This is a genomic window from Vibrio sp. YT-15 (genome assembly GCF_033337445.1).
GTDB classification, from domain to species: domain Bacteria; phylum Pseudomonadota; class Gammaproteobacteria; order Enterobacterales; family Vibrionaceae; genus Vibrio; species Vibrio alginolyticus.
Genome location: NZ_JAWOQR010000009.1, coordinates 34,371 through 58,108, shown reverse-complemented (window position 1 = coordinate 58,108; position 23,738 = coordinate 34,371). Strand labels below are relative to the sequence as shown.

Below are 23,738 nucleotides of genomic sequence, written 5' to 3'. Positions count from 1 at the left end.
ATCAAACAATTAAAATGAATATATATTTAATTTAACCGCATGTATATATCTCTCACAAAAAAGTTGAGCCACCTCTTCACAAACTTGAAGTACAAAAAAACCAGCCCGAAGGCTGGTTCTTATAAACTCAACAGTCTAGAGGAAAATTATTCCCACTCGATAGTCGCTGGTGGCTTACCTGAAATGTCGTAAACAACACGAGAAATGCCATCAACTTCGTTGATAATACGGTTAGATACCTTACCTAGGAAGTCGTATGGTAGGTGTGCCCAATGAGCAGTCATGAAGTCGATAGTTTCTACCGCACGTAGAGACACAACCCAATCGTACTTACGGCCATCGCCCATTACACCAACAGAACGTACTGGTAGGAATACCGTGAACGCTTGAGATACTTTGTTGTATAGATCAGCTGCGTGCAGTTCTTCAATAAAGATAGCATCAGCACGGCGTAGCAAGTCACAGTATTCTTTCTTGATTTCACCAAGAACACGAACACCTAGACCTGGACCTGGGAATGGGTGGCGGTAAAGCATGTTATAAGGCAGGCCTAGCTCTAGACCAATCTTACGTACTTCATCTTTGAACAGCTCACGTAGTGGCTCAACAAGACCCATTTCCATGTCATCTGGAAGACCGCCTACGTTGTGGTGCGATTTGATCACGTGCGCTTTACCAGTCTTAGATGCAGCTGACTCGATTACATCAGGGTAAATCGTACCTTGAGCTAGCCATTTCGCGTTTTTCAGCTTCTTAGACTCTTCATCGAATACATCTACGAATACGTGACCGATAGTCTTACGCTTCTCTTCTGGGTCAGACTTGCCTTCAAGTGCTTTTAGGAAGCGTTCTTCAGCGTCAACTTTGATGATGTTCAAACCAAATTGGTCGCCGAACATATCCATTACTTGTTGACCTTCGTTTAGACGAAGTAAACCGTTATCAACAAATACACACGTTAGCTTGTCGCCGATTGCACGGTGAACCAGCATCGCGACTACCGATGAATCAACACCACCAGATAGACCTAGGATAACTTCGTCGTCACCCACTTGCTCTTTAATGCGAGCAACCGCGTCTTCGATGATAGATTCCGAAGTCCATAGACGCTCACAGCCACATACGCCAAGAACAAAGTTCTCAAGCATTTGTAGGCCACCTTTTGTGTGTGTCACTTCAGGGTGGAACTGAACACCGTAGTATTTCTTCTCTTCGTTCGCCATCGCAGCGTAAGGACAAGTGTCTGTCTCACCAACTTTTACGAAATCGGCTGGGATCTCTACTACTTTGTCGCCATGGCTCATCCAAACGTCTTGAGTTGCTTCAAGGTCTTTAAATAGAGCACATTCACCAGAAACTTTAACCTGAGCGTAGCCAAACTCACGTTCGTTAGAGCCCGCTACTTTGCCTCCTAGCTGTTCCGCCATGGTTTGCATGCCGTAACATACGCCAAGCAAAGGAACACCAGAATCAAACACATATTGAGGCGCGCGTGGAGAGTTCTCTTCCGTTACGCTTTCTGGACCGCCAGATAGGATAATGCCATCTGGGTTGAATTCGCGAATATCCGCTTCTTCTACATCCCAGCTCCATAGTTCACAGTAAACGCCGATTTCACGTACGCGGCGTGCTACTAATTGAGTGTACTGAGAACCGAAGTCCAAGATCAGAATACGTTGGTCATGGATATTTTTAGTCATTTTGAGCAGTCTTTTTAAGGCTAAGTGATTAAAACCGAGGCGAGTGTACTCGCCTCTTCTTAATGCTTCAAGGAAAAAGCAAACGTTTCCGTTGGGTAATTAGTTCCCTAGACGGTAGTTCGGTGCTTCCTTAGTAATTTGAACATCGTGTACATGAGACTCTTGCATACCAGCACCAGAGATACGTACAAATTCAGCTTTCGTACGCATATCTTCGATAGTTGCAGAACCAGTTAGACCCATGCTTGAACGTAGACCACCCATTTGTTGGTGTACGATCTCTTTTAGACGGCCTTTGTATGCGATACGACCTTCGATACCTTCTGGTACTAGCTTGTCCGCTGCGTTGTCAGACTGGAAGTAACGGTCAGAAGAACCTTGAGACATAGCACCAAGAGAACCCATGCCGCGGTAAGACTTGTAAGAACGGCCATTGTATAGAATCACTTCACCCGGCGCTTCTTCAGTACCAGCAAACATAGAACCAACCATCACACATGATGCGCCAGCTACGATTGCTTTACAGATATCACCTGAGAAACGGATACCACCGTCAGCAATAACCGGAATACCATAATCATTAGCCACTTCTGCCGCATCTGCGATTGCAGTGATTTGTGGAACTCCCACACCCGTTACAATACGAGTTGTACAGATAGAACCAGGGCCGATACCAACTTTCACTGCGCTTACGCCAGCTTCGATTAGTGCTTTAGCACCAGCACCTGTTGCTACGTTACCACCGATGATGTCTAGATCTGGGTAAGCAGCGCGAGTTTCGCGGATGCGGTTTAGTACACCTTCAGAATGTCCGTGTGAAGAGTCGATAAGTAGAATGTCAACGCCTGCTTCAACTAGAGCAGCAACACGCTCTTCGTTACCCGCACCAGCACCAACTGCTGCGCCAACACGTAGGCGACCACGCTCATCTTTACATGCGTTTGGTTTACGTTCTGCTTTGTGGAAGTCTTTCGCAGTAATCATACCGGTTAGTTGGAACTCATCATTCACAACCAATACTTTCTCTACACGAGCTTCGTGCATTTTCTCTTGCACTTCTTCTCGTGTTGCACCTTCTTTAACTGCTGCCAACTTCTCTTTTGGCGTCATTACTGAAGATACTTTCTTAGAAAGGTCCGTCACAAAACGAACGTCACGACCAGTGATAATACCAACAAGCTCATTGCTCTCAGTGACAACAGGGAAACCTGCAAAACCATGCTTTTCAGTGAGTGCAACAACATCAGCGATGGTCGCGTCAGGGTTTACAGTAACCGCGTCAGTTACCATACCAGCTTCGAACTTCTTAACTTTACGAACTTCGGCTGCCTGCTGCTCAATAGACATGTTCTTGTGGATAAAGCCAATGCCACCCTCTTGCGCTAGCGCAATTGCTAGACGAGCTTCAGTAACAGTGTCCATAGACGCTGAAATCATTGGGATGTTTAGGGTGATGTTCTTAGTTAGCTGAGTGCGAAGATCAGCTGTGTTTGGGAGAACGGTGGAGTGTGCTGGCACAAGTAGTACGTCATCGAATGTCAGCGCTTCTTTGGCAATTCTTAGCATTTGCAATATCTCACAATTAGAGGAGTAAAAAGAACAATCCAATCTCATCGTTTCGCATAATGAGGGTAACCTGCGTTAGCAACTAGCTACATTTGGATTAGATATTGCGGAGGGATTATACGGTTAACGCAATCGCTTGACCACAAATTTTTTAATTTTTTTCTTGCAATTACCCCCTTGCTATGTATTATATTGCCGCTAATTTCCATACTCACGTCTAAGAGATTAGCTGTGCTCTCCAAGACCAATCAAAACATCTTTACTGTTTCTCGTCTCAACGCAGAAGTTCGTTTACTCCTTGAAAACGAAATGGGGATCGTTTGGCTCGTCGGAGAGATATCCAACTTTTCAGCTCCTGTCTCTGGTCACTGGTACCTCACTCTTAAAGACTCTCGCGCTCAAGTTAAATGTGCCATGTTTCGTGGTAATAATCGCCGCGTTACTTTCAAACCCGCTAACGGTAATCAAGTCCTAGTAAAAGCTCGTCTGTCTCTTTATGAGCCTCGCGGTGACTACCAATTGATCATCGAAAGCATGCAACCGGAAGGTGATGGCCGTCTTCAACAAGAGTTTGAAGAGCTGAAAATGAAGCTTGCAGCAGAAGGGTTGTTCGCGCAAATCAATAAGCAATCTTTGCCTGAGCACCCTAAACGTGTTGGCGTCATCACATCGAAAACTGGTGCCGCGCTTTACGATATCTTAGACGTATTGAAACGTCGTGATCCTTCCCTACCTGTTGTGATTTATCCGACAGTGGTACAAGGTGAGGACGCAGCCATTCAAATTGCACAAGCCATTGGTCGCGCTAACAGCCGTGATGAATGTGATGTGCTAATTGTGGGCCGAGGTGGTGGTTCATTAGAAGACTTATGGTGCTTTAACAACGAGATATTAGCTCGCACGATTGCAGCAAGCCAAATTCCTATTATTAGCGCCGTTGGACATGAAGTTGACGTGACAATAGCTGATTTTGTCGCCGACGTACGCGCGCCTACTCCATCAGCAGCCGCTGAGCTAGTAAGCCGTGATAACAGCCACAAAGATCAAGCTTTAGTTACCCGCCAGCATAAGTTAGCGAGCGCGATGCGTTACTACCTAGCACAACAAAAGCAGCAATCTGCTCAATTAGTGCACTGTCTAGAGAGACAGCACCCAAGCTATCGCTTGCAACGTCAAACGCAACAGTTAGATGAGTTGGACATGCGCTTACAGCGAGCGATGAGTCGTTCTATTGCCTTGCGTCAACAGCGAATCGAGCGTCAACATTATCGGCTGCAATTGAATTCTCCTGTAACACGCCTTAGCGAGCAGAAGTCGAAGCTAGAACGTGTTGAGCAAAAGCTCATGGATGCAATGGATCGCAAGTTACTGACTATGCGCCATCAACTCGCGATTGCTGCAGAGAAGTTAGACACCGTCAGCCCACTAGCGACATTGAAACGAGGTTACTCAATTACTCAAACTGAGCAAGGTAAAGTGATTACTCAATCTTCAGATGTAAAATCGGGAGATGTATTGATTACTCGATTAGCCGAAGGCGACGTTCGCTCTACCGTTAACTGAATACAAACTCTGGTTAACTGATTTTCTGGAACTCAAATCGGACACGTGATTTTGACTTGAGTTCATTACACACATTGCAAAAGTAACTCGCAGCACCGCATGCTTGCAGCTTCTCCAGCTCCGCCTCACAATCAGGGCAAAAACCTACTTTTTTAAAATCCGATTCACACTGTTCACAATGGTATTGTCCTGTCCATTCCAGTTCGACATTGCAAGTCGGGCAAATGTTCTGCTGCATATCCCGTTCCTCTCTCTAAACTAAGCAATTTCGAGTAACGCATGCTACTCAAAATAACGAACAAGTATGCTGATCTTCATCACCGCCCCAACAAGTTTCACGAGGCGTTAACCATACTTGATACGTAGGATCTTATACTGATCGTCTGATATTTACTCCTTGATCAGCGATCACCCCTTAAAAGAATATTTATATAACCACACACCGAAAGCATAAGTTACATATTCTGCATTCCAATTTAAGGCAGAATAAAAAACCCTAGAGAGATTTAATTAAACGAAAAATCAGAATTTAATAAAAAGATCTTATTCAAAAAGCAGTGTTTACATTGGTGTGCATTTCGATAGTTTGAGCGTCGAGCTTAACGAGTTTAACTTGGATAAAAGCAAACTCATTTAAATGGCTCGCATGCGTTCCACCACAAGGGATTACCGCTAATTGACCTTCCCCTAAATCGCACTTCCAATAGCGAGAATCCGTTAATCTATCGCCGTGGCATTCCATGGTGATCATCGCATCTCTTTGAAGCCATTCAACCAGTTGGCCATTCACTTTTTCTGCAATCGCCTGGAGGTCATTCAGCATATCTGCACTGTTTAATCCTCTTTTACGGAGTGTTTTGCCTAAACGGTACGTATCGAGGCACTTGTCTGGAGTGACATAACTAGTAACTTGCGCATAGCTATTAAAGTCATAATAACCATGTGGGTCTTTGCGGTCTGCGTCTTTTCGCCAATAGTCTTCCGATAGTACTTTATTCAACGCCAAATACGCTAAGTGTCCTGCAGTGTGGCCTCGACTCAAAGCATTTTGATAGTCTTTATCTACCGCTAATGTTACCAAGTCATTAATTGCAAATGATTCCGTACGTGATAAAACATGCACGACGACAAACACCCAACCTTCAGCATCACGCTTTACAGGGATGTCACTACCCACATACAGAGCACCACTTTCCTGCTCCACTGCCCCAACTTGGCAATCTACCACGTCATGCTCAGCCCCATCCACCTTCAACGTTCCTTTGTCTGCAGGGTGATCCGGCCATATGTGACTAACGGGATGGAACGGCGTGACATCTGTAATAACGTAAGTCACTTTTTCTGTAGATTGAACGAGCTGTATTTGTGCTTCTAATTGCCATGTTTGATGACAAAAACGAGTCTTTGTTGCTGTGATAGTCATTTTTACGATTACTTTTGATAAAAAAATACCCAAGTAGAAACTTGGGTATTCGAATTTCATTATTTATTGCGGTTTTTCACCATCGACATCATACGTTTGCGTTTACGCTCTTGTGATAGCGTAAGCTTATTCGTACGGTTCTCGTATGGGTTATCACTGTTGTGGAAGTTAATGCGAATCGGTGTTCCCATAATTTCCAGAGACTTACGGAAGTAGTTCATCAGATAACGTTTATACGAATCTGGCAATTCACGAACCATGTTACCGTGGATAACAACGATCGGTGGGTTGTAACCACCTGCGTGTGCGTATTTGAGTTTGATACGACGACCACGAACCATTGGCGGTTGGTGATCATCCACAGCCATCTTCATGATACGCGTCAGTACTGACGTACCCACACGCGTTGTCGCCGAGTTATATGCTTCTTGAATAGATTCAAATAAGTGACCAACGCCAGTACCGTGCAGCGCAGAGATAAAGTGGATACGCGCGAAATCGACGAATCCTAGACGGCGGTCCAGTTCTTTCTTCACGCTTTCTTTCACGTCACTGTCTAGACCATCCCACTTGTTAACGGCGATGACAATTGAGCGGCCAGCATTCAGTGCAAAACCAAGCAAGCTTAGGTCTTGGTCTGAAATATTTTCACGTGCATCAATCACCAGTAGAACGACGTTTGCATCTTCTACCGCTTTCAGCGTCTTAACAACAGAGAACTTTTCAACCGTTTCATTGATACGACCACGACGACGAACACCTGCGGTGTCAATTAGTACGTATTCGCGTCCATCACGTTCCATCGGGATGTAGATAGAATCGCGCGTTGTACCTGGCATATCGTATACAACTACACGTTCTTCACCCAGAATACGGTTAGTCAGTGTCGATTTACCTACATTCGGACGACCGATGATCGCCAACTTAATCGGCTGCTCTTGAAGGCGCTTGAATTCAGCTTCTGCGTCTTCTTCAGTGTAATCTTCAACAAGAGGCTCTTCGTCTTCGAATCCAGTCAGGTCTTCAATCTCACCTTCTTCAGATTCACTTGTTAATAGATCATCAAAGAATGGAGATAAAGCACGCTCAAGCAAAGCGGTCACACCACGGCCATGAGCAGCCGCAATCTGGTACATATCATCCACTCCGAGCTGCCAAAAATCAGCACACGCCGCATCGGCATCAATACCATCGATTTTGTTTACTACCAGCATCGCTGGCTTTTCAATTTTACGCAGATGCGCAGCAATTGCTTCATCTGAAGGTGTCAGACCAGCACGACCGTCAACAAGGAACAACACAACATCAGCCTCATCAATCGCGGCTAATGACTGTTCTGCCATCTTTGTTTCCACGCCTTCTTCTGTGCCATCGATACCACCGGTATCAATCACAATGAATTCGTGCTCTTCACCAAGTCTCGCCTGGCCATATTTACGGTCTCGCGTTAGGCCTGGAAAGTCCGCAACCAACGCGTCACGAGTGCGAGTCAATCGGTTAAATAGTGTAGATTTACCTACGTTCGGACGCCCTACTAGAGCTACAACAGGTACCATAACAACCTCTACAATAATCTTTCTTCTGTAGTTATAGGTAACGACTTGCTCGATGCCAAATCAAACCAGATTTTTACCTATAACCACGTCAGGGTTAATAAATTCAAACAACAAAACGGCTCCTAGCTGTCACCAGCCAGGAGCCGAATGTGAATTATATCACGATATTATTCGTTAATGGTTAGTTTCTTTACATCGCCGTTGCGAGTTGTAATCACATAACCATCCGACAATAACGTCGGGCCAACTGCCAAGCCACTATCATCGACAAACTGCTGCGCAACAAATTCGCCCGTTGAACGATCCATCCAGTGAAGGTAACCAAGCGTGTCACCGACAACGAGATAATTGCCAACAATAACTGGCGCTGTAAGTTGTCGGTGCTCAAGCAAGCTGTTTTCCCACAACTCAGTTCCGCTTCGTGAATCAACGGCAACAACATGATCTTTTTCCGTTATCACAAAGATGCGACTACCATCTGTAGAAATGTCTGTCGCAGATGAGTAATTACGCTTCCAAATCGGGTTCGCTGAACGCAAGTCAATGGCGATAAGTTGACCATTGTATCCAATGGTGAAAAGAGTACCGCCTAGCACAATTGGCGATGAATCAACGTCAACCAAACGATCAATTTCTGTCGCGCCTTTTGGCGTACCAACAGGCTGTTGCCAAATCAACTGACCACGCTCAACGATAGCAGCTGCGAGTCGGCCATTTGCCGTTCCCCAAAATACACCGCCGCCAATTGCAGTCGGAGTACTGTCGCCACGTAAAGTTAAGTTCGGCACTTCTGTACTCAATGCCCAGCGTTGCTCACCTGTACTCTCATTAAGGGCAATCAACATGCCTCGGCTAGTATTGATGATAATAAGGCCTGAATCTGCAACTGGCTTCGCCAGTACCTCACCACCAACTTTGACACGCCAAACAATTTCACCTGTTTCTTGGTCAAGAGAGATGACTTCACCATTCTCAGAGCCAATGTAAAGGTTTCCGTATGCCGCTGTGATACCACCAGAGAGACGAGCAATGACATCTTCTTCTAGGTCCGTTTGCCAACGTTGTTTACCATTCTCAGGATCCAGCGCTTTTACTAAGCCATCACGACTTGCCACGAACAATGTATCATTCGCAAATACAGGGGATAGTTTTGAAAAGTAATGACCAACACCATCGCCAACCGATGTGCTCCACTCACTACTGGTTGTAAACTGACTGTTTACCTGAGGTAGTGGCGCCATTACAATGGTGTCTTTCTCACCTGCACAACCGGCAAGTACTCCCATTGTTAACGCCCCTAGCAAGGCTTTCTTAAAGACTCTTTTCATCCAATGCGGTCCTTATTTCGCCAGATCGTCCAATTTCATTTGTAGTGTCGGGCTTGCATCTGCCGCTTGCTGAGCTTCAGTATACGCAGCGTACGCAGCATCTTTGTCACCTTGGCGAATCGCAATATCGCCACGAAGTTCAGCAATACGACCTGTCCATGCTGTATCAGTGACGTTACTCAGCTCTGCCGTTGCAGCGTCGAAGTTACCCATTTCCGTCTCAATACGCGCAATGCGGTAACTAATCAATGGTAACAACGCAGCATCTTGAGTGTTGCTTTGCGCCCACTTCAGTTGCTCCAATGCAGCAGAAAGGTCTTGAGCTTCAACTTGTGCTTTAGCAAGTTGTAGCGCAGCCAATACTGAATATTCTTTTACTTCATTTGACTCAATGAAAGCTTTCACGTCAGCTTGAGCATCAGTGCCTTTGTCTTGCAAAGCATTCATTGCTGTCGTGTAGCTTTGAGAAGCTGCTTCACTCGCCTGAATCACAGAATCCTGGTAGTAACGCCAGCCAAATAGACCACCTAAGCCAACAACCGCACCGATGATGACGGCTTTGCCGTTTTCCTTCCACCAGTCTTTAATGGCTTCAACTTGTTGCTCTTCAGTATCGTAAAGTTCCACTTCCTGTCCTCTTAAAACATGTAAATGGCAGCTTAGCTGCCATTGTTCCTATTTCGTTTAAAGGCTCCACATTTGGGAGCCTTAGCTTACGAACTAGGATGTAATTTTGTTAGATTACTAAAAGACTTAAATCAGTGCTGCGATCTTTTCTGCAACTTCTGCTTGGTTGTAAGTCTCTTGCTCACCACCAGCTAAGTCTTTCAGTACTACGGTATTATCCGCAACTTCGTTTTCGCCCAGAACCAATGCTACAACAGCACCAACTTTGTCTGCGCGTTTAAACTGTTTCTTGAAGTTACCGCCACCGAAGTGATTCATCACACGAACGCCTGGAACAGACTCGCGAAGCTGTTCTGCTAGCTTCATTCCTGCCATCATGGTGCCTTCACCCGCTGTGACTACGTACACGTCAACACTGCGACGAACGTCTGTCAGTTCCAACGTTTCTAGCATCAGTACTAGACGCTCTAGGCCCATTGCAAAGCCAACCGCTGGTGTTGGTTTACCACCTAATTGCTCTACAAGGCCATCGTAACGACCACCGCCACATACAGTGCCTTGAGCACCTAGGCTCTCAGTGATCCACTCAAATACCGTGCGATTGTAGTAATCCAGACCACGAACTAGACGTTCGTTAACTGTGTATTTGATACCTGCGGCGTCTAAAAGTTCACATAGACCTGCGAAGTGTGCTTTAGATTCTTCACCCAAGTAATCTGAAAGGCGAGGCGCATCACCTAAAATAGCTTGAACGTCTGGGTTCTTCGTATCCAGAACACGCAATGGGTTCGTGTGCATGCGACGCTTACAATCTTCATCTAGCACATCAATATGTTGCTCAAGGAATGCAACCAGTGCAGTACGGTAGTCTGCGCGGTCTTCTTGAGAACCGATAGAGTTCAGCTCAAGACGGACATGCTCATTGATACCTAGCTCACGCCATAGACGCGCCGTCATCATGATAAGCTCTGCATCAACATCTGGACCATTTAGACCAAACACCTCAACACCACACTGGTGGAATTGACGGTAACGACCTTTCTGCGGACGTTCATGGCGGAACATAGGCCCCATGTACCACAGACGCTGTTCATCACGGTTGATCAGGCTGTTTTGGATACATGAACGTACACAACCCGCCGTACCTTCTGGGCGAAGTGTTAGGCTGTCGCCGTTACGGTCATCAAAAGTGTACATTTCCTTTGAAACGACGTCTGTTTCTTCACCAACAGCGCGGCTGAATAGGTTTGTTTCTTCAACGATTGGCATGCGCACTTCGTTATAACCGTATGCGCTAATTACATTTTTCACTGTGTTTTCTAATTTTTGCCACAGTGGCGACTGAGTTGGGAGGCAATCGTTCATGCCTCGAATTGCTTGAATTGTTTTTGCCACAATACTTACCGTAATTCTCGTTGAGATTAATCTTGTACTTTAACTTCGATGCGGTTTTCGCCATTCATCATAGCTGCTTTCGCACGGATCTTAGCTTCTAGCTTATTCACAAGGTCATCGTTATCAAAGCGCTCTTTCTGGCGTTTACCATCTTCGTAGAATGCGCTCTTCTTGTTACTACCTGCTAGACCTAAGTGAGAAACTTCTGCTTCACCAGGGCCGTTTACCACACAACCGATGATAGACACATCCATTGGCGTGATGATGTCTTCTAAACGTTGCTCCAGTGCATTCACCGTACCAATCACATCGAATTCTTGGCGTGAGCAGCTTGGGCACGCAATAAAGTTGATGCCTCGAGAGCGAATGCGCAGAGATTTAAGGATGTCGAAACCGACTTTGATTTCTTCAACTGGATCGGCAGCCAAAGAGATACGCAGCGTATCGCCTATCCCTTCAGATAACAGCATACCTAAGCCAACAGATGACTTAACAGCGCCAGCTCGAGCACCACCCGCCTCTGTGATACCTAAATGAAGAGGCTGATCGATTTTCTTCGCCAGCAGACGATATGAATCCACCGCAAGAAAAACGTCTGAAGCTTTCACGCTAACTTTAAATTGGTCAAAGTTAAGACGATCGAGATGATCTACGTGACGCATCGCCGATTCAACCAAGGCTTCTGGCGTAGGCTCACCGTATTTCATCTGTAGATCTTTTTCCAAAGATCCACCATTGACACCAATACGGATCGGGATGTTTTTATCGCGAGCGCAATCAACAACAGCGCGAATGCGCTCTTCATTGCCGATGTTACCAGGGTTGATACGTAAACAGTCAACTCCGTACTCCGCAACTTTCAGCGCGATACGATAGTCGAAATGAATATCAGCCACTAATGGTACAGAAACTTGCTGTTTAATCAGTTTGAAAGCTTCTGCTGCGTCCATCGTAGGTACAGAAACTCGAACGATATCTGCGCCGACTTTTTCTAGTGCTCGGATTTGAGCGACTGTCGCTTCTACGTCAGTCGTGCGAGTGTTAGTCATTGACTGTACTGCAATTGGCGCACCATCACCAATTGGCACATCACCCACATAAATACGCGTCGATTTACGACGAATAATTGGAGATTCGTGTTGCATAATTTTTTATAACGGTAGAGTGAATCTAGCTACTTTGCCTGAAGTATACCCAGAAAGGTCGACAGGTTCACTTGCAAATGTCATTGTAACCCCTTCCGGTGCGCCTAATATCACTTTAAATGGCGCTTTTCCGGTAAGTTCTACATCTTGTCCTGGCTTATGAGTACCACTTACCAGCGTTTTACCATTGGTGTCTTTTACTTGAATCCAACAGTCCGCTTTAAACTTCATAGTAAGAAGTGTCATGCCTTCAGGTACTACTGGCGCAGGCTGTTCCTCTTCCGCCGCTTCAATCACGGCAACAGGTTCTTCAGAATCTACGCTTGTTGTATTTTCAGTTTCAGTCAGCAAAGGATCCGCCCCTTGCTCAACGGGTGCTTCAGTCAATTCAGCAACACCTTCATTAGTTGAAGCAACTTCTTCAGGAGTGCTTGCGATTAACTCTTCAGCCGTCATCAAATCGATATCAGCTAATTCTTGAGCAGTGGGCTGCGGCGCTTCAACACTTGAATCCGTTACTTCCTTAGTTAGGCTATTCTCTTGTTGGTTTTGCCACCACCATGCAGCTGAAATGCCAATAATGACTAGCCCGATAACCCAAGTAAGGAGCATAATACGGCTATTGTGCTTCTCGTCTTTTGTTTTACGAGAGAAGCTTTGCATTTCAATTTCTTGCTCTTGAGGCTGAGCATCGGCAGTCTGCTCTAACGCCGTCAAAACCACCTTCTCATCAAGACCTACGAATTTAGCGTAAGAGCGTAAGTAACCACGCGTAAATGTCGCGACTTGTTGAGATTCAAATCGGTTATTTTCAATATCTTCAATCACAGAAATGCGAAGCCTCAGGCGATCGGCAACTTGCTTTTGGCTCATTCCCAAGGATTCACGTTTGTTTTTCAGTAATGTGCCAGCTTCAATAGAGAGTGGCACTTCATTCGTATTTTCGTGTTCTGTCATAATGGCGGTATTTAATCTGTTTTAGTGGCTAACGTGGTCATGTATTTTCGTTATTGTTCTTAAGCCTCTTTAAAGATAGCTAGCCTAAACGCGTTAACCAAAAATAATAATTTTAAGAAACTCTCAGCGATCTGAGTGCGAATACCCGTTTTGCAAAAATCAGCAAAACGTATGTGAGAAAATGCTGAGAATTATCGGTGTCATCGTTAGTGTTACATATCATGATAAGCGAATGCGCAACGAAGACAAAAACTCTTTACACTCAAACTAACAGATAGCTCAAGCTTTTGTCCAAACTTTGACAAAGGAATTCGAAATTATACCCAAATAACCTTAGGTTGAAGAGTGATAGTCCCAAATCTTGGCGAAAATGTCCTAAACAATAAACAAAATAGCCAGAGCGAATGGCTCTGGCTATTTTTGAATTCCGGTCGTTTATACAGCTTTCACTTCAATGGTATCGGCACCGCGTGACGCTTTCAGCATTGCCGTACGTTTAGTTCGGTCAATTACATCACCGACCAACTGACCACATGCGGCATCAATGTCATCACCGCGCGTTTTACGAACCGTAACTGTGTGCTCGTATTGCATCAATGTTTTTTGGAAGCGATCAATACGTGAGTTACTTGGTTTCTTGTAAGGTGAACCTGGGTACGGGTTAAACGGAATCAAGTTAATCTTACATGGTGTGTCTTTCATCAATTCAGCCAGCTCGCGTGCATGGTCCATGTCATCGTTCACATGATCAAGCAACACGTACTCGACTGTTACTTTGCCACGGTTTGCATTAGATGAAGCAATGTAACGACGAACGGATGCTAGGAAATCTTGAATATCCCAACGATCGTTAATTGGCATGATTTCACTACGCAGCTTATCGTTTGGCGCATGAAGAGAGATCGCCAACGCAACGTCGATTTTGCCCGTCATCTGATCAAGACCAGAAACCACACCTGATGTTGATACGGTTACGCGACGCTTCGACAAACCAAAGCCAAGGTCATCCAACATTAACTCCAGTGCTGGAATCAAGTTCTTCATATTAAGAAGCGGCTCACCCATACCCATCATCACGACGTTCGTAATTGGGCGACGGCCTGTTTCTTTCTCAAGACCAATTTCACGTGCAGCACGCCACACCTGACCGATGATCTCTGAAACTTTCAAGTTACGGTTAAAGCCCTGCTGTGCTGTTGAGCAGAACTTACATTCCAATGCACAACCTACTTGAGAAGATACACAAAGCGTTGCGCGATCATCTTCTGGAATGTAAACCGTTTCTACATCCTGATCACCAACCTTCATTGCCCACTTGATCGTGCCGTCTGAAGAATGCTGAGCTTCTGCTACAGTTGGTGCTTTAATTTCACACTTGTGTAAAAGCTTTTCGCGCAGCTTCTTGTTGATGTTTGTCATTTTTTCGAAGTCATCTACACCGAAATGGTAGATCCACTTCATAACCTGATCGGCACGAAACGCTTTCTCGCCAAGTTCTTCCGCGAAAAACTGACGCATGCCTTTGCGATCAAAGTCGAGTAGATTGATTTTTTCAGTGGTCATGTTGCCTCTCAATGACTGAAACAAGAATAAGGGCGCGAATTGTACAGCCTTTATGCAGCTACAACAAGGGGTGTAAGACCCTGAGTTTGCTAAGGCATTAAAATAAAAACGTTTAAATTTTAATCAGACTTTACGGTGAGAATAATGATTAGACAACCGACAGCAAAAGCGTAGAAGTGATACAGAGAAAACAGTGAGAACAAACACACTTAACTAAGCTTTCCCACCTGTAAGATGCTCAGATTAGCCAACGTCTTCGCGAATAATTACGAATGAACTCGCAGGTGAAATGGAGAACGCGGAATAAAAAACCTCGGACAATTCCGAGGTTATTACGAACTAGATCATCACGCAAAAGTGATGCATGAACGAGTTAGCGAGAGAAAACTTCTGATTCAGGGAAGAAAAACTCAATTTCACGAGCGGCAGACTCAGGGCTATCGGAACCATGAACTGAATTGTGACGCATGCTGAGTGCGTAATCAGCACGCAAAGTGCCACATGCCGCGTCCTCTGGGTTGGTTTTACCCATTAGCTCGCGGTAACGTGCAATCGCATTTTCGCCTTCCAATACCTGAACCATAATAGGACCAGATGTCATGAACTCTTTTAGAGGAGGGAAAAACTCTTTACCTTCATGCTCTGCATAAAAGCCGCTTGCCTGATCTTCTGTCAGGTGAACCATTTTGGCAGCGATGATACGTAGGCCAGCCTTTTCAATACGATTGTAGATTTCACCAATTAGGTTTCGCTCTACAGCATCAGGCTTAATGATTGAAAATGTTCTTTCTAGAGCCATAAAATTTCCTTTCTGTACTTGTAATAATAGTTGTGCTTTTAAAGTGACTTACTGGGTAAGAGCAGCACTCAAACAAGAGAGTGCTGCAATCAATCTTATTTTCCAGCTTGCTCATTGAGGAAACGAGCAAGTGTACGAACACCCATACCCGTTGCTCCCGCAGCCCATTTATCAGAAGCGGCTTTACGATACGTACCCGCACAGTCGAAATGTAACCAGCCTTTTTTGTAGTCCTCAACGAAGTAAGACAAGAATGCAGCTGCAGTACTTGCACCTGGAGAATAATCACCAGAGCTGATATTCGATAAATCGGCAAAATTAGATGGCAGCATTTCTCGATGGAAATCAGCAAGTGGTAGCGGCCACAAGCCTTCTTTTTCCTGGTTTGCCGCCGTAAGCGCTTGATGCGATAGCTCATCATCAAAGCTCATTAGCGCATGGTAATCGTTACCTAACGCATTCTTCGCTGCGCCTGTTAGCGTCGCGCAGTCAATGATTAACTCAGGCTTTTGCTCACTGGCGTAGATAAGACCGTCTGCAAGCACCAAGCGACCTTCCGCGTCGGTATTCATAATCTCAACGGTTTTGCCGTTTTTGTAAGTGATGATGTCGCCAAGCTTAAGGGCACGGCCAGAAACCATGTTCTCAGCACAACACAAGATCAGTTTTACGCGCTTGTTTAAACCGCGCAAGATAGCTAATCCTAGGCCACCAGTTATAGTACCCGAGCCACCCATATCTGCTTTCATTGCACTCATGAAGGTAGAAGGCTTCAAGCTGTAACCACCGGAATCAAAGGTGATGCCTTTACCCACAAGACATGCGAATACAGGTGCGTTTTCGTCACCAGTTGGGTTGTAGTCTAACTGAAGCATCGCAGAAGTACGCTCAGAACCACGGCCTACTGCGTAAATACCTTCCCAACCTTCTGCCAACAAGTCTTTGTCTTTGACGATACGTGCTGTCACAGTGCCTTTCGGCGCAACAGATTTGATGAATTCAGCAGCCATTGTCGCTAGCTGACGAGGAGCAACTTCTTCTGCCGTTTTGTTGATAATATCGCGGGTAAAATCAGTCGAAGTAATACGAGCTTGAAGCTCTGCTTGATCTTCATCAGACAATGCTGCCCACTCAACTGAGCCATGTTTTTTAGGGTTACGGAACCCTTGGTGGAAAGCCCATACGCTCTCTAGATCCCAGTTATCACCAGAAAGAAAAATAGAACGAATTCCTTGGCCATCTAGCTGACGAGCTGCACGTTGAATTGCGCCGAGATCATGACCTTCACCTAAGTGAATAGTTGCGCCGTTTTCAGCGAATGAAAGCAGTGCTTTTTCACCCCAATGTGGTGCTGCCGACTCTTGACTTAAAAATACAGACATCTGTGTAGACATGGTTTCTCCTTGTCTTATAGCAGCGTTGCCTACGCTGCTTCTTTTTAATAACTCACGGATGTTAGCATTATGTAGGGCAAAAATGTCAATTGGATAAAAAAACGGACCTAAAGGTCCGCTTTTTTTAGTAAGAATTGTTAACTAGGCTGTGTTTTACAGACTTAGTCTGCTTCGTCCATCCAGCACATGATAACGGCTTCTAGAATCTTTTCATTAGAACGGTTTGGCTCATCGTCAAACTCATCTAACTCCATGATCCATTGATGAAGATCGGTAAAACGCACTGTTTTTGGATCGACATCTGGAAACTTGTCACAAAGTTCAATCGCGATATCGCGAGAATCTGTCCATTTCATTGCTCATCTTCCTTTTGCTTCTTCCCTATATTGGGAAGATAGTTTTAGTGATCTTCTGAAGCGTGGTTTAGTGTGTATTTAGGAATTTCTACCACCAAGTCTTCATCAGCAATTCTCGCCTGACACCCTAGGCGTGACTCAGGCTCTAGACCCCACGCTTTATCTAGCATGTCGTCTTCTAGTTCTTCACTTTCTTCGAGTGAATCAAAACCTTCACGGATGATTACGTGGCAGGTAGTACACGCACATGACTTCTCACACGCATGTTCAATACCGATACCGTTTTTTAGCGCTACGTCTAGAACGGTGTCACCAGAGTTTGCTTCCAACACTGCACCTTCTGGGCACAAATCGTCGTGTGGTAATACAATAATCTTAGGCATAACTACTTATCTCTTATATATCGTCTACTGATTGACCTGACAACGCAGCTCGAATCGATTTATCCATACGGCGTGATGCGAAATCTTGGCTCGCTTTATCGGTATCTTTAATGCCCTGCTCTATCGCATCTGCATCATCACCATTACGCAGCTCAATCAAGGCTTCGATGGCTTTAATCAAGTTTTGTTTCTCTTGTTCTGATAGTAAGTCATCACCATCAGCTTGCATCGCTGCAATCAAACCTTCTATCACTCGGTCGGCTTCAACACGCTGTTCAGCTAAGGCACGAGCTTGCATGTCTTCTTTTGCGTGCGTCATTGAATCACGCAACATATCCGCCACTTCATTGTCACTTAAGCCGTAAGAAGGTTTTACTTGAATCTCTGATTGAACACCAGTGCTCTTCTCCATTGCCGTAACAGAAAGAAGGCCATCAGCGTCAACTTGGTAAGTCACGCGAATATGTGCCGCACCCGCTGCCATCGGAGGAATACCTTTTAACGAGAAGCGAGCAAGTGAACGACAGTCATCAACCATTTCACGTTCACCTTGTACCACATGAACACTCATCGCCGTTTGGCCATCTTTGAATGTGGTAAATTCTTGCGCACGCGCAACGGGAATCGTAGTGTTGCGGGGGATGATCTTCTCGACCAAACCACCCATGGTTTCAATACCGAGCGACAGTGGAATCACATCAAGAAGCAACATTTCAGAGTCAGGTTTGTTACCCGCGAGAATATCAGCTTGAATACCCGCACCGATTGCGACGACTTCATCTGGGTTAATGCTTGTCAGTGGTGTACGGCCAAAGAATTCGCCAACCATTTCTCGTACAAGCAATGTGCGTGTTGAGCCACCGACCATGACTACTTCAAGTACATCTTCCGCATCTACATCCGCATCTTTCAGCGCACGGCGGCAAGACATCAGGGTTTTCTTCACTAGCGGACGAATCAGATCTTCGAACTGCTCGCGAGTCACGGTGCCTTTCCAACCAAAAACTTCAACGTCAACACTGTCTTGCTCAGAGAAAGCAATCTTAGCTTCAGTAGCAATGTTCAACAGTGTACGGTTCTTTTCTGCAGAAAGCGGAGCTTCTAGACCCGCTTGCTCCATTAAATAATCGGCAAATAGATGGTCGAAGTCGTCACCGCCTAATGCAGAGTCGCCACCTGTTGCTAATACTTCAAATACGCCTTTCGATAAACGTAGGATAGAGATATCAAAAGTACCGCCACCTAGATCGTAAACCGCAATCACACCTTCTTGACCAGAGTCTAGGCCATAAGCAATTGCCGCAGCGGTTGGTTCATTAAGTAGACGGAGAACATGAAGACCAGCTAATTTCGCCGCATCTTTTGTACCTGCACGTTGCGCGTCATCAAAGTAAGCAGGAACGGTAATAACGACACCAGCTAACTCACCACCTAACGTATCTTCAGCTCGCTTACCCAATACTTTTAGGATGTCCGCAGATACTTCAATCGGGTTTTTGTCACCTTGAGGTGTTTGCAGAATTGGCAGGCCATTTTCACTCTCTTTAAAACGATAAGGAAGTGAAGAGTAACGGGACTTAATGTCCTTTAATGAACGACCGATCAAACGTTTTACAGAGATAATCGTGTTCTCTGGTTCAAACTCTGCTTTGGCTTTGGCTTCGTGGCCGACCGTTAACGTTTCCTCAGCGTAATTAACGACTGAAGGTAAAATAGTACGGCCCTGCTCGTCCGCAAGTGGAGTTGCATCGCCGCTACGTACAGAAGCAACCAAAGAGTTGGTAGTACCTAAGTCGATACCCGCTGCTAACTTATGCTCATGAGGTGCCGAGCTTTGGCCCGGTTCTGCGATTTGAAGTAGTGCCATGATAGGTCCTTGTCACGCTTACTAGCCGAGGAGTTTGTCTTCGACTAGCTCAATTTCGTTCTTTAGTTTGGCAATGAATTTTAGCTTACGAACTCGGTCTGCGGCTTCAGTCCATAGACCATCATCAAGCTCTTGCTCGACGCTTGCCAGATGCTGTTTGTACATTTTGCTGACCTTAGAGTCGAAGTCAAAAAGCGCCGATTCAGGATCGGACTTGTCAGCAATCTCTTCCAGTTCTTCGCGCAGTTCCATTTGCTCCATTAAGAACATCGGATCTTGCATTGTTTGCTGTTCACCTCGGATCTCAACACCTTGCTCTGCGAGGATATACTCGGCGCGAGAAATAGGATTTTTCAGAACTTGATAGGCATCGTTGATTTGCGCCGCCTTTTGCACCGCCATCAAACGGTCACGTTCTGAGCCCGTTGCAAAGTTATCCGGGTGGAAGCGTTTTTGTAGTTCTCGGAACTGAGAAGAAAGAAGGCTACCATCCAGCTTAAACTGACTTGGTAGCCCAAATAATTCAAAGTGATTCATTAAGTTCGGGTCCTAGTAAAGCCTTCCGGACTCGTTTGCCCAGAAGGACAATCAATTAGACGTTGAAGCTTTCACCACAACCACATTCACTTTTCGCGTTAGGGTTGTTGAATTCAAAACCTTCATTCAACCCTTCTTTCACGTAATCCAATTCAGTACCATCTAGGTACACTAAGCTCTTTTGATCGATGATAATTTTCACTCCAGAGAGTTCAAATACTTCGTCTTCTTCATTGAGCTCATCAACAAACTCAAGTACGTATGCCATGCCGGAACAACCAGTCGTCTTCACTCCAAGACGTAAACCGATACCCTTGCCTCGGTTATCTAGGAATGCTCTTACGCGACTTGCCGCTGATTCTGTCATTGTGATGGCCATACTGCACCTTAGTCTGTCTAAATTTCGATTGGAATGGGAGCGTCAAAGCTCCCATTATATTACGGAATAATTATTCTTGGTGTTTTTTCTTGTAGTCAGCAACCGCTGCTTTGATTGCATCTTCAGCAAGAATAGAACAGTGAACTTTCACTGGTGGAAGCTCTAGCTCTTCAGCAATCTCAGAGTTTTTAATTGCTGCCGCTTCATCAACTGACTTACCTTTTACCCACTCAGTTACTAGTGAGCTTGATGCGATTGCACTACCACAACCGTATGTTTTGAACTTCGCATCTTCGATGATACCTTCAGGTGTCACTTTGATTTGAAGCTTCATTACGTCACCACACGCAGGAGCGCCAACCATGCCGCTACCTACTGATGGATCTTCTTTATCGAATGAACCAACATTACGTGGGTTCTCGTAGTGATCAATTACTTTTTCGCTGTATGCCATGATAAATTACCTCGAATCCTCTATTTCAATCCCTGAGATTAATGGTGAGCCCATTCAACAGTGCTCAAATCAATCCCTTCTTTGTACATATCCCATAGAGGAGACATGTCGCGTAGCTTAGTCACTGCAACGCGGATTTGTTCAATTGCGTAATCAATTTCTTCTTCAGTCGTGAAACGACCAAACGAGAAACGAACCGAGCTGTGAGCCAATTCGTCATCCATGCCTAGGGCACGAAGAACGTAAGAAGGCTCAAGGCTTGCAGACGTACAAGCACTACCAGAAGATACCGCTAGATCTTTAAGCGACATTAGTAGTGATTCACCTTCTACGAATGCGAAACTGATGTTTAGGTTGTGTGGTACACGCTGCTCAAAGTCACCGTTTACCGTCACTGCTTCTAAGTCTTTCACGCCATCAAAAAGACGGTTACGAAGCGCTAAAGCATGATCGTAATCTTTTTGCATGTCTTCTTTTGCAATGCGGAATGCTTCACCCATACCTACGATTTGGTGAGTAGGTAGTGTACCAGAGCGGAAACCACGCTCATGACCGCCACCGTGCATTTGCGCTTCAAGACGAATACGAGGCTTACGACGTACATAAAGTGCACCGATACCTTTAGGACCGTAAACTTTGTGAGCAGAAAGTGAAATTAGATCAACTTTCATCTCTTGAACGTCGATTGGTAATTTACCAGCAGATTGCGCAGCGTCCACGTGGAAAACAATTTTACGCTCACGGCACAGTTCGCCGATCGCTGTAATGTCTTGAACCACACCAATCTCGTTGTTTACATGCATAATAGACACAAGCACGGTGTCATCACGCATGGCTGCTCTAAGCTTCTCTAGATCGATCAAGCCATTTGATTCTGGCTCAAGGTAAGTCACTTCAAAGCCTTCACGCTCAAGTTGACGACATGGGTCAAGAACGGCTTTGTGCTCTGTTTTACAAGTGATTACGTGCTTGCCTTTCTTCGAGTAAAAGTGCGCTGCACCTTTAATCGCAAGGTTGTCTGATTCTGTCGCACCAGATGTAAATACGATTTCGCGAGGATCTGCATTTAGAAGGTCAGCAATTTGCTCACGAGCAGTATCGACCGCTTCTTCTGCCTGCCAGCCGTAACGGTGCGAACGTGACGCTGGGTTGCCAAATGTGCCATCCATTGTCATGTACTGAACCATTTTTTCAGCAACACGTGGATCAACTGGACATGTAGCGGAATAATCAAGATAAATCGGCAGTTTCATTCTCTACTCCAATGTAAAAAGCTGACCGCTAAGAGCGGACGTTTACACCGATGGGCGCGGCGGTTGTATTTTTGTTTGATAGCCCATGGGTTACCGCCAGATCAATGTCCTGACGATCAGAAATTTCGAGTACTTCATTGTCTGTCATCAACTCACCAAGAGTGATGTTATTCAAAAAGTCACTAATGCGAGAGCTTAGGTCACGCCACAGCGTGTGAGTAAGGCAACGTGTTCCACCTTGGCAATCTCCTTTACCTTGGCATTTGGTTGCATCTACTGACTCATCAACGGCAGCAATCACGGTACCAATAGCGATACTGTGAGCGTCGGCACCAAGTCGGTAACCACCACCAGGACCACGAACGCTGGCAACGAGACCTGCTTTACGCAATTTTGAAAATAGCTGCTCTAAGTAAGAGAGCGAGATCCCTTGACGCTCTGAAATATCAGCCAGAGGTACAGGGTTTTGTTGCGAATGCAGTGCCACATCCAGCATGGCTGTCACCGCATATCTTCCTTTAGATGTAAGTTTCATACCACACCGTATCCACATGGTTTGTAATGGTTAAGATTTTTCCATACCTGAGTAATTTGGTCAAGTATTTATTTGACCATTTTACTCAGGTATTCATCCTTACACCTAAAGTGGTTATTATTTACTCAGAACTTCTTTTCTATCGAAGTCAAAACGCCTCGTAGAATATTAAGTTCTTGGGTTTCTGGTCGAGCACGAGAGAACAAACGGCGCAACTTATTCATCACCTGTCCAGGTTGCTCTTTGTTAATAAACTGGGTCTCAACCATCACCTTTTCAAGATGCTCGAAGAACATTTCGAGTTCTCGATGACGCGGGTATTCTTCCGATTCATTTGGGGAAAACTGGCTTTGCTCTAAGTTCAAGTGTGCAACTCGCACTTCGTAACTGAGAGTTTGTACAGCCATAGCTAGGTTAAGCGAGCTGTACTCAGGATTAGCGGGAATACAAACATGGTAGTGGCACTTTTGTAGCTCTTCGTTTGTCAAACCAGTTCTTTCTCGGCCAAACACGAGCGCAACCGGATGCTTTCGGCCTTCAACTGCAAATTTCTCACCGCATTCACGTGGCTCGAGCATTGGCCATTCTAATGTACGAGAGCGGGCGCTAGAACCCACAACAAGGCCACAATCTTCAACCGCTTCTTCTAATGTGCCGACAATCTTTGCATTTTGAGCAATATCACCAGCACCCGCAGCTAAAGCAAGAGTTTGTTCATCCACTTCACATTGTGGATCGACTAATACTAGTTGGTTTAAACCCATCACTTTCATTGCTCGAGCTGCTGAGCCAATATTGCCTGAATGAGAGGTACCTACGAGTACAATTTTTACTTGATCCAACATCTGTGTTTGCTACCTAAATTAAAACCGCAGAATGTTATCATAGTTTTTTAAGACACCCTAGAGGCAAGCAGACCTCTCTTCTCATTCTTGGTTATTGTTCTCGTCCGCAGTAT

23 protein-coding genes are annotated in these 23,738 nt (G+C 45.3%); 1 reads left to right on the top strand and 22 read right to left on the bottom strand.

Annotated elements, in window-relative coordinates:
• Positions 1-146: 146 nt before the first annotated feature.
• Both guaA and guaB read right to left on the bottom strand, forming a co-directional pair.
• Positions 147-1,700, bottom strand: coding sequence for a glutamine-hydrolyzing GMP synthase (gene guaA, locus R7D93_RS16760; protein WP_005381685.1), 1,554 nt, complete (start codon positions 1,698-1,700; stop codon positions 147-149).
• 99 nt (positions 1,701-1,799) lie between these two features.
• A complete protein-coding gene (guaB, locus tag R7D93_RS16755) occupies positions 1,800-3,266 on the bottom strand; it encodes an IMP dehydrogenase (RefSeq protein ID WP_017633908.1) in 1,467 nt (488 codons plus the stop codon).
• Between the two features lie 231 nt (positions 3,267-3,497).
• On the opposite strand from guaB, the gene xseA reads away from it, so the two are divergent.
• Positions 3,498-4,829: an exodeoxyribonuclease VII large subunit gene (gene xseA, locus R7D93_RS16750; protein ID WP_213868837.1), complete on the top strand. Its 1,332-nt coding sequence runs from the start codon at positions 3,498-3,500 to the stop codon at positions 4,827-4,829.
• Positions 4,830-4,842: 13 nt separating this feature from the next.
• Here the strand turns inward: xseA and R7D93_RS16745 are convergent, their stop codons facing one another.
• The 20 genes from R7D93_RS16745 to trmJ form a co-directional block, all read right to left on the bottom strand.
• On the bottom strand, positions 4,843-5,067 hold the full coding sequence (locus tag R7D93_RS16745; protein WP_031780210.1) for a zinc ribbon domain-containing protein: 225 nt from the start codon (positions 5,065-5,067) through the stop codon (positions 4,843-4,845).
• A gap of 309 nt (positions 5,068-5,376) precedes the next feature.
• Positions 5,377-6,252 carry an alanyl-tRNA editing protein gene (locus tag R7D93_RS16740; RefSeq protein WP_213868849.1) on the bottom strand — a complete coding sequence of 292 codons (876 nt, stop codon included), beginning with the start codon at positions 6,250-6,252 and terminating at the stop codon, positions 5,377-5,379.
• A gap of 59 nt (positions 6,253-6,311) precedes the next feature.
• Complete coding sequence (gene der, locus R7D93_RS16735; protein ID WP_017820569.1) at positions 6,312-7,808, bottom strand: ribosome biogenesis GTPase Der; 1,497 nt, start codon at positions 7,806-7,808, stop codon at positions 6,312-6,314.
• A 167-nt stretch (positions 7,809-7,975) separates the two neighbouring features.
• Complete coding sequence (gene bamB, locus R7D93_RS16730; protein ID WP_151514538.1) at positions 7,976-9,136, bottom strand: outer membrane protein assembly factor BamB; 1,161 nt, start codon at positions 9,134-9,136, stop codon at positions 7,976-7,978.
• Positions 9,137-9,148: 12 nt separating this feature from the next.
• Positions 9,149-9,763 carry a YfgM family protein gene (locus R7D93_RS16725; RefSeq protein WP_005381697.1) on the bottom strand — a complete coding sequence of 205 codons (615 nt, stop codon included), beginning with the start codon at positions 9,761-9,763 and terminating at the stop codon, positions 9,149-9,151.
• A gap of 126 nt (positions 9,764-9,889) precedes the next feature.
• The gene (gene hisS, locus R7D93_RS16720; RefSeq protein WP_005381698.1) at positions 9,890-11,158 is read right to left on the bottom strand and encodes a histidine--tRNA ligase; all 1,269 of its coding nucleotides are present in this window, start codon (positions 11,156-11,158) and stop codon (positions 9,890-9,892) included.
• 26 nt (positions 11,159-11,184) lie between these two features.
• Positions 11,185-12,303: a flavodoxin-dependent (E)-4-hydroxy-3-methylbut-2-enyl-diphosphate synthase gene (gene ispG, locus R7D93_RS16715; protein WP_005381699.1), complete on the bottom strand. Its 1,119-nt coding sequence runs from the start codon at positions 12,301-12,303 to the stop codon at positions 11,185-11,187.
• 6 nt (positions 12,304-12,309) lie between these two features.
• Entirely contained in the window at positions 12,310-13,260 is a 951-nt protein-coding gene (gene rodZ / locus R7D93_RS16710; protein ID WP_005383707.1) for a cytoskeleton protein RodZ, read from the bottom strand.
• Positions 13,261-13,695: 435 nt separating this feature from the next.
• On the bottom strand, positions 13,696-14,823 hold the full coding sequence (locus tag R7D93_RS16705) for a bifunctional tRNA (adenosine(37)-C2)-methyltransferase TrmG/ribosomal RNA large subunit methyltransferase RlmN (protein WP_017633913.1): 1,128 nt from the start codon (positions 14,821-14,823) through the stop codon (positions 13,696-13,698).
• A gap of 373 nt (positions 14,824-15,196) precedes the next feature.
• Positions 15,197-15,622, bottom strand: coding sequence for a nucleoside-diphosphate kinase (ndk, locus tag R7D93_RS16700; RefSeq protein ID WP_005381702.1), 426 nt, complete (start codon positions 15,620-15,622; stop codon positions 15,197-15,199).
• Between the two features lie 95 nt (positions 15,623-15,717).
• On the bottom strand, positions 15,718-17,016 hold the full coding sequence (gene pepB, locus R7D93_RS16695; RefSeq protein WP_005381709.1) for an aminopeptidase PepB: 1,299 nt from the start codon (positions 17,014-17,016) through the stop codon (positions 15,718-15,720).
• A gap of 161 nt (positions 17,017-17,177) precedes the next feature.
• Positions 17,178-17,372, bottom strand: coding sequence for a Fe-S cluster assembly protein IscX (gene iscX / locus R7D93_RS16690; RefSeq protein ID WP_005381711.1), 195 nt, complete (start codon positions 17,370-17,372; stop codon positions 17,178-17,180).
• Positions 17,373-17,416: 44 nt separating this feature from the next.
• Positions 17,417-17,755 carry an ISC system 2Fe-2S type ferredoxin gene (gene fdx, locus R7D93_RS16685; protein ID WP_005381713.1) on the bottom strand — a complete coding sequence of 113 codons (339 nt, stop codon included), beginning with the start codon at positions 17,753-17,755 and terminating at the stop codon, positions 17,417-17,419.
• 13 nt (positions 17,756-17,768) lie between these two features.
• The gene (gene hscA / locus R7D93_RS16680; protein ID WP_213868839.1) at positions 17,769-19,622 is read right to left on the bottom strand and encodes a Fe-S protein assembly chaperone HscA; all 1,854 of its coding nucleotides are present in this window, start codon (positions 19,620-19,622) and stop codon (positions 17,769-17,771) included.
• Positions 19,623-19,643: 21 nt separating this feature from the next.
• Complete coding sequence (gene hscB / locus R7D93_RS16675; protein ID WP_005381716.1) at positions 19,644-20,159, bottom strand: co-chaperone HscB; 516 nt, start codon at positions 20,157-20,159, stop codon at positions 19,644-19,646.
• A 55-nt stretch (positions 20,160-20,214) separates the two neighbouring features.
• Complete coding sequence (gene iscA, locus R7D93_RS16670) at positions 20,215-20,538, bottom strand: iron-sulfur cluster assembly protein IscA (RefSeq protein ID WP_005381717.1); 324 nt, start codon at positions 20,536-20,538, stop codon at positions 20,215-20,217.
• Between the two features lie 70 nt (positions 20,539-20,608).
• Positions 20,609-20,992, bottom strand: a complete 384-nt coding sequence (gene iscU / locus R7D93_RS16665; protein ID WP_005381718.1) for a Fe-S cluster assembly scaffold IscU — start codon at positions 20,990-20,992, stop codon at positions 20,609-20,611.
• A 38-nt stretch (positions 20,993-21,030) separates the two neighbouring features.
• The gene (locus tag R7D93_RS16660) at positions 21,031-22,245 is read right to left on the bottom strand and encodes an IscS subfamily cysteine desulfurase (RefSeq protein ID WP_005381719.1); all 1,215 of its coding nucleotides are present in this window, start codon (positions 22,243-22,245) and stop codon (positions 21,031-21,033) included.
• Positions 22,246-22,273: 28 nt separating this feature from the next.
• Positions 22,274-22,780, bottom strand: coding sequence for a Fe-S cluster assembly transcriptional regulator IscR (iscR, locus tag R7D93_RS16655; RefSeq protein ID WP_005381720.1), 507 nt, complete (start codon positions 22,778-22,780; stop codon positions 22,274-22,276).
• 125 nt (positions 22,781-22,905) lie between these two features.
• Positions 22,906-23,625 (bottom strand): tRNA (cytosine(32)/uridine(32)-2'-O)-methyltransferase TrmJ, encoded by a 720-nt coding sequence (gene trmJ, locus R7D93_RS16650; RefSeq protein WP_005383693.1) that lies wholly within the window; start codon positions 23,623-23,625, stop codon positions 22,906-22,908.
• Positions 23,626-23,738: the final 113 nt, after the last annotated feature.